General features: G+C 62.5%; 11 protein-coding genes. 8 read left to right on the top strand and 3 right to left on the bottom strand.

Features of this window, described 5'->3' with window-relative positions; all coding sequences use genetic code 11:
• Window positions 1–169: 169 nt before the first annotated feature.
• The 3 genes from NDJ10_RS08465 to NDJ10_RS08455 all read left to right on the top strand — a co-directional run bounded on the left by NDJ10_RS08465 (window position 170) and on the right by NDJ10_RS08455 (window position 3,646).
• Entirely contained in the window at window positions 170–2,017 is a 1,848-nt protein-coding gene (locus tag NDJ10_RS08465) for a phosphoenolpyruvate carboxykinase (GTP) (protein ID WP_296161105.1), read from the top strand.
• 74 nt (window positions 2,018–2,091) lie between these two features.
• Window positions 2,092–2,511: a universal stress protein gene (locus tag NDJ10_RS08460; protein WP_296161101.1), complete on the top strand. Its 420-nt coding sequence runs from the start codon at window positions 2,092–2,094 to the stop codon at window positions 2,509–2,511.
• 43 nt (window positions 2,512–2,554) lie between these two features.
• On the top strand, window positions 2,555–3,646 hold the full coding sequence (locus tag NDJ10_RS08455) for an NDP-sugar synthase (RefSeq protein ID WP_296161203.1): 1,092 nt from the start codon (window positions 2,555–2,557) through the stop codon (window positions 3,644–3,646).
• 18 nt (window positions 3,647–3,664) lie between these two features.
• Here the strand turns inward: NDJ10_RS08455 and NDJ10_RS08450 are convergent, their stop codons facing one another.
• Window positions 3,665–4,930: an anion transporter gene (locus NDJ10_RS08450; protein WP_296161099.1), complete on the bottom strand. Its 1,266-nt coding sequence runs from the start codon at window positions 4,928–4,930 to the stop codon at window positions 3,665–3,667.
• Between the two features lie 58 nt (window positions 4,931–4,988).
• Here NDJ10_RS08450 and NDJ10_RS08445 point away from each other — a divergent pair, with 58 nt between their 5' ends.
• Window positions 4,989–5,198 (top strand): hypothetical protein, encoded by a 210-nt coding sequence (locus tag NDJ10_RS08445; RefSeq protein WP_296161097.1) that lies wholly within the window; start codon window positions 4,989–4,991, stop codon window positions 5,196–5,198.
• Here the strand turns inward: NDJ10_RS08445 and NDJ10_RS08440 are convergent.
• Window positions 5,195–6,133: a LysR family transcriptional regulator gene (locus NDJ10_RS08440; protein WP_296161095.1), complete on the bottom strand. Its 939-nt coding sequence runs from the start codon at window positions 6,131–6,133 to the stop codon at window positions 5,195–5,197. The two genes, NDJ10_RS08445 and NDJ10_RS08440, sit on opposite strands and share 4 nt — an antisense overlap.
• Window positions 6,134–6,219: 86 nt before the next feature.
• Between NDJ10_RS08440 and NDJ10_RS08435 the strand changes: the two genes are divergently transcribed.
• Entirely contained in the window at window positions 6,220–7,569 is a 1,350-nt protein-coding gene (locus NDJ10_RS08435) for an aspartate aminotransferase family protein (protein WP_296161093.1), read from the top strand.
• A 78-nt stretch (window positions 7,570–7,647) separates the two neighbouring features.
• Entirely contained in the window at window positions 7,648–9,171 is a 1,524-nt protein-coding gene (locus NDJ10_RS08430; protein WP_296161092.1) for a CoA-acylating methylmalonate-semialdehyde dehydrogenase, read from the top strand.
• A gap of 12 nt (window positions 9,172–9,183) precedes the next feature.
• Here the strand turns inward: NDJ10_RS08430 and NDJ10_RS08425 are convergent, their stop codons facing one another.
• Window positions 9,184–9,597: a YbaN family protein gene (locus NDJ10_RS08425; RefSeq protein WP_296161089.1), complete on the bottom strand. Its 414-nt coding sequence runs from the start codon at window positions 9,595–9,597 to the stop codon at window positions 9,184–9,186.
• Window positions 9,598–9,681: 84 nt separating this feature from the next.
• Here NDJ10_RS08425 and ald point away from each other — a divergent pair, with 84 nt between their 5' ends.
• Both ald and NDJ10_RS08415 read left to right on the top strand, forming a co-directional pair.
• Entirely contained in the window at window positions 9,682–10,797 is a 1,116-nt protein-coding gene (gene ald, locus NDJ10_RS08420; protein WP_296161087.1) for an alanine dehydrogenase, read from the top strand.
• A gap of 53 nt (window positions 10,798–10,850) precedes the next feature.
• Window positions 10,851–12,827: an ATP-binding cassette domain-containing protein gene (locus NDJ10_RS08415; protein ID WP_296161085.1), complete on the top strand. Its 1,977-nt coding sequence runs from the start codon at window positions 10,851–10,853 to the stop codon at window positions 12,825–12,827.
• Window positions 12,828–12,836 lie beyond the last annotated feature (9 nt).

Below are 12,836 nucleotides of genomic sequence, written 5' to 3'. Positions count from 1 at the left end.
CGGACCATCGCCTTGATGCATTCCTCGGTCCGAATCAATAGCTTCGCAACTATTGATGTAACCGTCAGGTAACTGTTACTCGGTTTCTCTAGAATCAATAGCTTTGGGTGGTCGTGCCAACCTGCCGGACACCCCGCCATTTTTATAACATCCAGAGGACTTAGCCGCCATGTCGAGCCTGAACCCCAACCCGCCAAGCCACGTCAAAAACGCCAAACTCATCGTCTGGGTGGCTGACATGGCGGCACTTGCCCAGCCTGACAGCATTTACTGGTGCGACGGCTCCGAGGAAGAATACGCCCGCTTGTGCCAGCAGTTGGTGGATGCCGGTACCTTCAGGAAACTGAACCCCGCCAAGCGCCCCAACAGTTTCCTGGCCAGTTCCGATCCGAGCGACGTGGCCCGCGTGGAAGACCGCACCTACATTTGTTCCGAGAAAAAGGAAAACGCCGGCCCGACCAACAACTGGATGGCCCCCGCCGACATGCGTGCCACCCTGCGACCGCTGTTCGAGGGCTGCATGAAGGGCCGCACCATGTATGTGGTGCCGTTCAGCATGGGGCCGCTGGGCTCGCACATTTCACACATTGGCATCGAGCTCACTGACAGCGCCTACGTAGCGGTGAGCCAGAAAATCATGACGCGCATGGGCAAGGCGGTGTACGACGTGCTCGGTGCCGACGGTGACTTTGTGCCCTGCATGCACACTGTGGGCGCGCCGCTGGCGGCGGGTCAGGCCGATGTGAAGTGGCCTTGTAACAGCACCAAGTACATCGTTCATTACCCTGAAACCCGCGAAATCTGGTCTTATGGTTCGGGCTATGGCGGCAATGCCTTGCTTGGCAAGAAGTGTTTTGCGTTGCGCATTGCCTCCAATATGGGACGTGACCAGGGCTGGCTGGCCGAGCACATGCTGATCCTGGGCGTGACCAATCCGCAGGGCAAAAAGTACCATGTGGCCGCCGCCTTTCCCAGTGCCTGTGGCAAGACCAATTTCTCCATGCTGGTGCCCCCGGCAGGCTTTGATGGCTGGAAAGTGACCACGATTGGCGACGACATTGCCTGGATCAAGCCGCACGCGGACGGCAAGATGTACGCCATCAACCCTGAAGCGGGGTATTTTGGCGTGGCGCCGGGCACCAATTTCCACACCAATCCGAACTGCATGGCCAGCCTCGATAAAAACGTGATTTTCACCAACGTTGCACTGACCGATGACGGCGATGTCTGGTGGGAGGGCATGGAGCAGGACGGTGGCGGTTTGCCCGCGCACCTGATCGACTGGCAGGGCAAGGACTGGACGCCCGAAATTGCCAAGGCCACCGGTGCCAAGGCGGCACACCCGAATTCGCGCTTCACCGTGGCGGCGGGCAACAACCCGGCGCTCGACCCCGAGTGGGACAACCCGGCGGGTGTCGCCATCGACGCCTTCATTTTTGGTGGCCGCCGTTCCACCACGGTGCCGCTGGTGACGGAGTCCCGCACCTGGATGGAAGGCGTTTATATGGCGGCCACCATGGGCTCCGAGACCACCGCGGCGGCCGTCGGCCAGATGGGTGTGGTGCGCCGTGACCCCTTTGCCATGTTGCCGTTCTGCGGCTACAACATGAGCGACTATTTCCAGCATTGGCTCGACATGGAGCACAAACTCGAAGAATCGGGTCACACCCTGCCCAGGATCTTCTGCGTCAACTGGTTCCGCAAGAACGAGGCCGGCAAATTTGTCTGGCCCGGCTACGGCGACAACATGCGCGTACTCAAGTGGATGATTGACCGCCTCGAAGGCAAGGCGCAGGGGGTGGAGACCATGTTTGGCATCGCCCCCCTGTTTGACGAAATCACCTGGACCGGCTTGCCCTTCAGCGCCGAGCAGTTCAAGACCGTGACCAGTATCGACAAGGCTGCCTGGGCTGAAGAGCTCACATTGCACGCAGCTCTTTTTGAGCAACTGTCCTACCATTTGCCGCAGGCGCTCATTGACACCAAGGCCGAGTTGGCACAGCGTCTGCAAGATTGAGGCTGTACTTGACGTGTGACAACATACCGCTGTACCGCTTGGGTAAACTGACATCCCGTTTAAGGAGTTCCTTCATGAAGATTCTTCTCGCCGTCGATGGCAGTCCGTACACCAAGAAAATGCTGGCCTATCTGGCTGCCCATGAGTTGTTTTCGCCTAAAAACGACTACACCGCCTTCACGGCACAGATGATGCTGCCGTCGCAGGCGCGTGCCGCGCTTGGCAAGGAACTGGTGACCAAATATTACGAGGACGAAGGTCAGCGCGTCATGACTCCGGTCCAGAAATACCTGGAGCGTCAGGGGGTCAAGGCCAAATGCATCTGGAAGACCGGCAACGCGGGTGAGTTGATTGCCAAGCTGGCCGAGGCTGAAAAATTCGACCTTGTGGTCATGGGGTCGCACGGCTATGGTGCCCTGGTCAATCTGGTGGTGGGATCGGTCGCGACCAAAGTGCTGGCCAGCTGCAAAGTGCCTGTGTTGATCGTGCGCTGAAGTTGCTTCGAACAAGTCAAAGGAGGCCTTGGTGGCTAAAGGAATGATTTTGGCCGCCGGTCAGGGCACGCGCGTGCGTCCCTTGACGCGGGACTTGCCCAAGCCCATGGTGCCCATTCTGGGCAAGCCGGTGATGGCGTATCTGATCGAGCACCTGGCGCGTCACGGCATCACCGAGATCATGGTCAACGTGGCCTGGCATCATTACAAGATCGAAGAGTATTTTGGTGATGGCCGGCGTTGGGGTGTGCAGATTGGCTATGCCTATGAAGGCGTGCGTGACCATGGTGAGATCTTGCCGCGGCCGATGGGCTCGGCCGGCGGCATCCGGCGCATCCAGGATTTCAGCGGCTTTTTTGACGAGACCACACTGGTGCTGTGTGGTGACGCGCTGATTGACTTGGACATCACGGCTGCCCTGGCAGAACATCATGCCAAGCAGGCCTTGGCCAGCGTGGTCGCAATGGATGTGCCCCTGGCCGATGTGCAAAATTATGGCATCGTGGTGGCGGCGGCCGATGGGCGCATTGCGTCGTTCCAAGAAAAGCCCAGGCCTTCCGAGGCCAAGTCGACCCTGGCAAGCACCGGCATTTATATCTTCGAGCCGGCGGTGCTCGACCTGGTGCCGTCGGGTCAGGTGTACGACATTGGCGCCCAGCTGTTTCCTGACCTGGTCGCTCATAAGTTGCCGTTTTATGTGCAGAACCGGCCTTTTCAATGGCTCGACATCGGTCGGGTAGGCGATTATTGGTCGGTGTTGCAGCAGGTGTTGCGCGGTGAGGTGGCTGACATGACGATGCCGGGACGGCAGATCAAACCGGGCATCTGGGTCGGGCTCAACACCTCGGTCGCATGGGATGAGGTGTCTATTGAAGGCCCGGTGTATATCGGTTCGAGTGTGCGCATCGAGCCCGGCGTTTCGATCGTGGGCCCGGCCTGGATTGGTCACGGCTGTCATCTGCGCACCGGCTGCAAACTGGTACGCAGTATTTTGTTTGAATACACACGCATTGCCGCTGACATGCGCATTTATGAAATGATCGTGTCGCCTGACTATTGCGTGGACCGCCATGGCGACACGCTGTACCATGATGACGATGCCACCCAGTTGCGCTGGGGTGACGCCCGGGCCTGAAGGCCCATCCCGAGCCCGTCATCCGGGCCAGCGCAGCCAGCCCCACAGCAGGCCAAGCGTCAGCAGCGTCACCGGCACGCCCACGCGGGCATGCATGCGCCAGTCGATGGCCACCCCGCTTTTTTGCGCCAAGTCGACCACGATCAGGTTGGCAATGGAGCCCGTCAGCAGCAAATTGCCCGCCAGCGTGCTCACCAGTGCCAGCGTCACGCCGGCGTCCGGGCCGCTCAGGTGCGGCAGCAGCAACATCACGGCGGGCACGTTGGACACCAGATTGGACAAGCCGACACCGGCCACCAACAAGACGCCGGGGTCGGCCAGATGCACGCCCTGGGCCGCCAGCCAGACCACCGCCTGACCCGCCAGGCCAGTGGACTCGAACGCGTGGTTGACGACAAACAGACCGATGAACAACACCAGCAATGGCCAGTCGATGAAACCCATGACGTCGGACGAGTGCAGGCGCCGGCTCAGCAGCAGCACGCCGGCACCCACCAGCGCGGCCACCTCGCGCGGCCAGTCGGTGAACAAAAAAATCAGCATCAGCGCCGTCGCCACCGCCAGGCCCTTGGCGGTCTGCCAGGCATCAAATGGCGGGGCTTGCAGCGTGCCAAAACCCTCGGGCAGATCGGCGGGCATTGCCGCCCCGCATGTGTCGCCCGGTTTTTCCCGGCCCGATGCCCACACCAGCCAGGCCCACAGCAGCCCCAGGCTCAAGGCCACCGGCAGCAGTGCCTGGCGCACATAGCCGCCAAAGGGCAGTTGCAGCACCGCGCCGATCAGCATGTTTTGCGGGTTGCCGATCAGGGTGGCTGCGGAACCGATGTTGGCGGCGCAGGCCAGCCCCAGCAAAAACGGTACCGGATCCAGGCGCCGCTGCAGGCACAGGTGCGCCACCAGCGGCGTCATGGCCAGGCAGATGATGTCGTTGGAAAACACCGCCGACAAGACGCCGGCCACGCCGATGAGAGCGCCCAGCAGCGCGTTGCGCCCCAGCGGCAACGCCGCCACCCGGTGCGTGACCGCGGTGTAGAAGCCGCCCAGTCGCATTTGCGCCGACACCACCATGAACGAAAAAAGCAACAGCACGGTGGGCAAATCGACGGCGCTCGCCGCTTGCCCGGTGCTCATGGCGCCAACGCCGATCACAGCAATGGCCCCGAGCAGCGCCACGCCCGAGCGGTCCAGCTTCAGGCGCGGCAGGCCACCCAGGATCATGCCGGCATAGACGGTGACAAAAATCGTCACAATGCCCCAGTCGAGCAGGCCATGTTCAGGTGTCATGCAGAGTTCGCGGCGGTCCGTAAAATGGGTGCCAACTTTAACCTTTTTATGTTTGCCCATGACTTCAAAACACCTGCAACGTGGCGTTTTCAACGGCGGTGTCATCGCTCTGCTGATCGGCGCGCTGGCGCTGGGTGTCTTGCTCGTCTACTCCGCTGTCTCGGGTTATGAATTGCCATTTTGGCCGGCCATGGCCGTCATTGCCGTGAACGTGGTCGCGGCTGGCCGCCTGGCCTGGGGTGTGATCCAGGCCAAAAAGCGCCGTTAACCGACCGTTTGGTGCGCCTGGCGCAAGGCGGCCTGAAACGCCTGTGTCACGCGCGCCGGTTGTGGCGAGGTTCGTACGATGCTGAAAAAGCTGCAGTGGTAGGTGAACAAGTGGGGCTGCACGGCGTGCATGCGGTCCTGGCGCACAAAACTCTCGGCGTAGTGGTCGGGCAAGAAGCCCAGAAAGCAGCCCGACAGGATCAGCGTGGCAATCGATTCCTGGTCGTAGCCGGTGGCCGCCCGACTGAGCTTGACTTGCTGGGTCAGCTCCATGTTGGGCGAGTGGTAGCCCAGCCCGGCAAAAGCGTAATGGCGCAGCGCATCCCAGCTTTGTGGCTGTTGTCTTGCATCCGGCGCAAACAAGGGGTGGCCGGCACTGGTATAGAGGTACATGGTCTCGGTAAACAGCTCGTCATAGGTCAGCACGGCCGAGCTGCGGTGGCCCGGAATGATGCCGACCTGAAACTGGCCGTCCAGCACACCGCGTTCGATGCTGTTGAGCGGTGCCACATGCAAGTGCAGGCGCACTTCCGGGGCTTGTGCGGCAAACTGCTTGATGGCAGCGCCAATATGCGACTGCGGGTTGCTGGCGGTCTTGTCAAACACCGCGATGTGCAACTCACCACCCATGCGCTGGTGAATTTCGTCGACGCGGCTGCGAAAGGCATCGACCCCGGCGAGCAGGCGCAACGTCTCGGCGTATATCTGCTCGCCTTCCGGCGTCAGGGCAAAACCGGCGCGGCCACGCCGACACAGGTTGAGCCCAAGGCGCGTTTCCAGGTCCTTGATATGGCGGCTCACCGTGGAGGTGCCAATGTTGAGTTCCAGCTCGGCAGCCGCCATGCCGCCGCAGTCCACCACGGTCTTGAAAACGCGCAGCAGGCGGATGTCCATGTCGCTCAACTGCCCCAGGGCAGCGCGTGTTTTTACTTGCATAAACTGGCAACCAAGTTGTGATGGTTAAACATTTATAAGAGTAACAGAGTCGCGCAAAATCGCCAACTCGCACTTTTGGAGAACCCATGAACATGCCCGACACCCAAGCCCTGACTCGCCCCCGCACCGACGCCGCCTGGCTCGATGCGCACTGGATGCCGTTCACCGGCAACCGCGACTTCAAGGCCAACCCGCGCATGATGGCCTCCGCCAGCGGTTGCTACTACACCGACCTCGACGGCCGCAAGATTTTTGACGGGCTCTCGGGCCTGTGGACCTGCGGCCTGGGCCACGGCCGGGCCGAAATCGTGGAAGCCGCTCGCCATCAACTCGCCACGCTCGACTATTCCCCGGCGTTCCAGTTTGGCCACCCGCTGTCTTTTGCGCTGGCCAACAAACTCAAAGAACTCACACCCGCCGGGCTCGACAACGTCTTTTTTACCGGCTCCGGGTCAGAGTCGGCCGATACCTCCCTGAAGATGGCGCGGGCCTACTGGCGTGCCAAGGGTCAAAGCAGCAAAAGCCTGCTGATCGGCCGCGAAAAGGGCTACCACGGTGTCAACTTTGGCGGCATCTCGGTGGGCGGTATCGGTGGCAACCGCAAGGTGTTTGGCCAGGGCATTGCCGCCGACCATCTGCCGCACACCCAGCCGGCGGCCGGCTCGTTCATCCGCGGTTGTCCCGACCAGGGCGCTGCACTGGCTGACGACCTGCTCAAGCTGATTGCCCTGCACGACGCGTCCAACATTGCCGCCGTCATCGTCGAACCCATGTCGGGCTCGGCCGGTGTGGTGGTGCCGCCCAAAGGCTATTTGCAGCGCCTGCGCGACATCTGCACCGCCAACAACATTCTGCTGATTTTTGACGAAGTCATTACCGGCTTTGGTCGTCTGGGGGCCTACACCGGGGCCGAGTATTTTGGTGTCACGCCCGACATCATGAACTGCGCCAAGCAGATCACCAACGGCGCGCAGCCGTTGGGTGCGGTGATTGCCAAGAAAGAAATCTACGACACCTTCATGGCCGCTGGCGGCCCCGACTACATGCTCGAATTTGCCCACGGTTACACCTATTCGGCACACCCGGTGCCGTGCGCGGTGGGCCTGGCCACGCTGGACATCCTGGTGCGTGAAAACATGATCGACCGCGTCAAGGCGCTGGCCCCCCATTTTGAGAACGCCGTGCATTCGCTCAAGGGCTGCAAGCATGTGGTCGACATCCGCAACCTGGGACTGGCCGCCGGCTTCACCATCGATGCGCTGCCCGGCGAACCCGCCAAGCGGCCTTATGAAATTGCCAAGACGATGCTTGCCAAAGGCTTTTACGTGCGTTATGGTGGCGACACCATCCAGCTGGCGCCGCCGTTCATTTCCACGCCTGGGCAGATTGACAGCCTGGTCAATGCGCTCGGTGAAACCCTGCAGCAAACCGCCTGAAGTGTGGCCGTCATGGCGAGTGCAACGCTCCTCGCGATGACGCCAAATTTTTAATTATTCAAGTACCCAACCGACGCCATGCAAACCCTGCCTCAAATCCAGAATCTTCCCCAAATCCAGCACCTCATCGACGGCCAGCTGGTCGCAGGCGGAACGCGTCAGGCCGATGTTTTCAACCCCGCCACGGGTCAGGCCGAAAAGCGCGTGCTGCTGGCCGACAAGCTCACGGTGGAGCAGGCCATTGCCAGCGCCCATGCGGCTTTTCCGGCCTGGCGCAACACGCCGCCGCTCAAGCGCGCGCGCGTCATGAGCAAGCTCAAGGAACTGCTTGAAGCCAATGCCGACGCCATCTGCGCGCTGGTCACGGCCGAGCATGGCAAGGTCCTGAGCGACTCCATGGGCGAGTTGCAGCGCGGCATTGAAAACGTCGAATACGCCAGTTACGCGCCCGAGTTGCTCAAGGGCGAGCACAGCCGAAATGTCGGCCCGGGCATCGATTCCTGGAGCGAATTCCAGGCCCTGGGCGTGACCGCCGGCATCACCCCGTTCAATTTCCCCGTCATGGTGCCGCTGTGGATGTGGCCGATGGCCGTGGCTTGCGGCAACACCTTCATTTTGAAACCGTCCGAACGCGATCCGTCCAGCACCTTGCTGGTAGCCGAACTGGCGCTGCAGGCCGGCCTGCCACCGGGCGTGCTCAATGTGGTGCATGGCGACAAGGAGGCGGTCGACACCTTGCTGACCGACCCGCGCGTCAAGGCCGTGAGTTTTGTCGGCTCGACCCCGATTGCCGAATACATCTACGCCACCGGCTGCGCCCACGGCAAACGCGTGCAGGCTTTGGGTGGCGCCAAAAACCACGCCGTGGTCATGCCCGATGCCGACATTCCCAACGCCGTCAATGCCCTGATGGGCGCGGCTTATGGTTCTTGCGGCGAACGCTGCATGGCGATTCCGCTGGTGGTGGCGGTGGGCGATGCCACCGCCGATGCCGTGGTGGCCGGCCTGCAGGCCGAAATTGCCAAAATGAAGGTCGGCCCCGGCACCAACGCCAGCTGCGACATGGGCCCGCTGGTGACCCGGGCGCATTTCGAGAAGGTCAGGGGCTATGTCGACCAGGGCGTGCGGGAGGGCGCCACGCTGGTGGTGGACGGCCGCGGCGTCAGCGTGCCCGGTCACGAAAATGGCTACTTTCTGGGCGCCTGCCTGTTCGACAACGTCAAGCCCGGCATGGTGACCTACCAGGAAGAAATTTTTGGTCCGGTGCTGGGCGTGGTGCGGGTCAAGACGCTGCAGGAAGCGATGGACATGATCGATGCCCACGAATATGGCAACGGTACCTGCATCTTTACCCGCGACGGCGAAGCCGCCCGTTTCTTCAGTGACCACATCCAGGTCGGCATGGTCGGCATCAACGTGCCGCTGCCGGTACCAGTGGCCTACCATTCGTTTGGCGGCTGGAAGCGCAGCCTGTTTGGCGACCTGCACGCCTACGGCCCCGACGCAGTGCGCTTCTACACCAAGCGCAAAACCATCACCCAGCGCTGGCCCAGTGCGGGTGTGCGCGAGGGCGCGGTGTTCGCCTTCCCCAGCAGCCGCTAAGAGCGGTACGGCTCAGCCCCGGTCCGACGTCGGCAGGCGCCACATCCAGAGCGCCACCAGCGCGCAGCAAGCGCCGGGAACCCAGCCGATGTTGGTTGGCATGAACCACCAGGCGACACCTGAGCTGATCGTCATGGTGGTCCAGGCGACCTGCTTGGCGCGCAGGGGCACGGCGCGCTGGCTGCGCCAGTCCCGCACCATCGGGCCAAAGCGCGGGTGAGTCAGCAACCACTGCTCGTAGCGTGCACTGCCCAGCGAAAAGCAATAGGCGGCCAGCAGCACAAAAGGGGTGGTGGGTAACAGCGGCAGCACGATGCCAATCACGCCCAGCAGCAGGCACAGCGCGCCGCAAAGCAACCAGACCCAGCGCACCCAGCGGGGGCGCGACGGTGGCGGAGGGGCAACAGGGGGTAGCGTGGATGACAAAATTTGAAGCGGTGTTGACAAACAGGGGGCCATTGTCGGGCTGTTTAACGCACACTTCGAGTTTTCCATTTCGAGGAGATCCCCATGCTGGTCGGACTGCCCAAGGAAATCAAGAACCATGAATACCGGGTCGGCCTGACGCCGGCCAGCGTGCGCGAATTGGTGCACCACGGCCACCAGGTGCTGGTGCAAACCGGGGCGGGCGCCGCCATCGGCCTGAGCGACGATCAGTACCTGGCCGCCGGCGCCATGCTGGCCCAGGATGCGGCACAGGTGTTTGCCGCAGCGGACATGATCGTCAAGGTCAAGGAGCCGCAAGCCCATGAGTGCGCCATGCTGCGCCCGGGGCAAATTTTGTACACCTACCTGCATCTGGCGCCTGACCCCGCGCAGACGGCGGCGCTGGTCAAGTCGGGCGCGGTGTGTATTGCGTATGAGACCATCACCGGCCCCGGCGGCGGCCTGCCGCTGCTGGCGCCGATGAGCGAGGTGGCGGGGCGCATGGCGGTGCAGGCCGGCGCCGCCCACCTGGAAAAGTCCAGGGGTGGCATGGGCGTGCTGCTCGGGGGCGTGCCCGGTGTGCCTGCTGCGCATGTGGTGATTCTGGGTGCTGGTGTGGTCGGCACGCATGCGCTGCAAATGGCCGTGGGCCTGGGCGCCCGCGTCACGGTGCTCGACAAGAACGTGGACCGCCTGCGCCAGCTTGATCTGGTGTTTGGCAACCGCATCAACACGCTTTATTCAAACGACCACAGCGTCGAAGAGGCGGTGCTGGACGCCGAACTGGTGGTGGGTGGTGTGCTGATTCCCGGTGCCGCTGCGCCCAAACTGGTCACGCGCAACATGATCAGCCGCATGAAAAAGGGCGCCGTGGTGGTCGATGTGGCGATTGACCAGGGTGGCTGTTTTGAGACCTCGCACGCCACCACCCATGCCGACCCCACCTTTGTGGTCGATGGCGTGGTGCATTACTGCGTGGCCAACATGCCCGGTGCGGTGGCGCGCACCAGCACTTTTGCCCTCAACAACGCCACCATTGCCCATGCCGTGACGCTGGCGGACCAGGGCTGGCAGCAGGCGCTCAAGGCCAACCCGCACCTGAAAAACGGCCTCAATGTGGCCCACGGGCAGGTCACTTATGAGGCGGTGGCCAGCACGCTGGGTTACGCCCATGTGCCTGCGGACGCGCTGCTGGCGTGAGTCTGCCTGATGCGGTCTGATGGGCGCACCGGGCAGGGGATAATGCGCGCCACATGGCACTCATCACACTACTTGACGCACAACTGGCTTTCGGACACGTCCCGCTGCTGGATCACACCACTTTTTCCCTGGAAACGCAGGAGCGCGTCGGCTTGATCGGCCGCAACGGCGCGGGCAAATCCTCGCTGCTCAAGATTCTGGGCGGGCTGGAAAAGCCCGACGACGGCACCTTGCAGGTGCAGGGCAACACCCGCATTTCCTATGTGGCGCAAGAGCCGCAGCTTGATTCTGACGCCACCGTGTTCGAGGCCGTCAGCGCCGGTCTGGCCCGGGTGCGCGAACTGATTGACGAATATTCCCAGGGCCACGGCGACCTGGACGCGATGCAAAGCGAAATCGAATCGCTGGACGGCTGGAACTGGGAGCAGCGCGTGGGCGAGACCCTGCACCGGCTGCACCTGGACGCCGATGCGCGCATCAGCACATTGTCCGGCGGGAACAAGAAGCGTGTGGCGCTGGCCCAGGCGCTGGTGGCCGCGCCCGACGTGCTGCTGCTTGACGAGCCGACCAACCACCTTGATCTGGACAGCATTGAGTGGCTGGAGGGCCTGCTGTGCGACTTCAAGGGCAGCATCGTCACGGTGACCCACGACCGCTCGTTTCTGGACAATGTGGCGACCCGCATCGTCGAGCTCGACCGTGGCAAGCTGCAAAGCTATCCCGGCAACTTTGCCGCTTACCTGCTGCAAAAGGAAGAACAGTTGGCGCAGGAAGCTGTGATCAACGCGCGCGCTGACAAGCTGCTGGCGCAGGAAGAGGTATGGATCCGCCGCGGCGTCGAGGCGCGGCGCACCAAGGCACAGGGCCGCATCAACCAACTGGCCGTGCTGTGTGCCAACCGCGAGGCCAGGCGCGAGGCGCTGGGCAGCGTCAAGCTTGAGGTGGCCAGTGGCGCCCTCAGTGGCAAGCTGGTGGCGGAGCTCACTCATGTGAGCAAGAGTTTTGGGGCACGAAAAATTGTTGACGACTTCTCCACCGTCATCCTGCGCGGTGACAAGGTCGGCTTGCTGGGCCCCAATGGCGCCGGCAAGACCACCCTGCTCAAATTGATACTGGGTGAAATCAAGCCCGACCCGGCACCTGCCAACGCGCCCAGGCCAGGGCCGGGCGAGAGCGCCTGGGGCACGGTGCGCCAGGGTGCCAACATCACGGTGGCCTACTTTGACCAGATGCGCAACGCGCTCGACCTGGACGCCACGCTGGAAGACTTCATCAGCCCGGGCAGTGAGTGGATCGAGATTGGCAACCGGCGCCAGCACGTTAAAAGCTACCTCGGCGATTTTCTGTTCTCACCGGCACGCGCCAATTCGCCAGTGCGTTCGCTGAGTGGGGGCGAACGCAACCGCCTGTTGCTGGCGCGCCTGTTTGCCCGCCCCGCCAATGTGCTGGTGCTCGACGAGCCCACCAACGACCTCGACATCGACACGCTCGAACTGCTGGAGGAGTTACTGCAAAATTTTGAAGGCACGGTGTTTCTGGTCAGCCACGACCGTACCTTTCTTGACAACGTGGTCACCAGCACGATTGCCTACGAGGGCGACGCCAAGTGGCGCGAGTACGAGGGCGGCGTGACCGACTGGCTGACGCAGAGCAGGCGTGCCAACGAGATCGCCAGAAGCAAGGGCCAGAAAGGCGCGCAGCCGTTTCACTATGAGCGCGAACCATTGGCAAAGGCACAGGCGGTGGCATCCAGCAGTTCCGCTTCGCCCGCGGCATCGCCTGTTCCCGGTGCGGCACCTGCCAAAACCCGCAAGCTCAGTTTCAAGGAGCAGCGCGAGCTGGATGGCCTGCCGGACCTGATTGCGGCACTGGAGGCCGAGCAGAAGGAAATTGCCGACTTGCTGGCCGACGGCAGCCTGTACGCCATCGACAATGCCCGCGCCCTGAAGTTGGCCACCCGCAGCGCGCAGATTGACGAAGCACTGATGACGGCGCTGGAACGCTGGGAGCTACTGGGTACGCCGGCTTGAAATTGCCGC

The sequence above is a fragment of the Rhodoferax sp. genome (genome assembly GCF_023700745.1).
Taxonomy (GTDB): Bacteria; Pseudomonadota; Gammaproteobacteria; order Burkholderiales; family Burkholderiaceae_C; genus Rhodoferax.
This window is presented reverse-complemented; position numbering and strand designations above follow the sequence as displayed.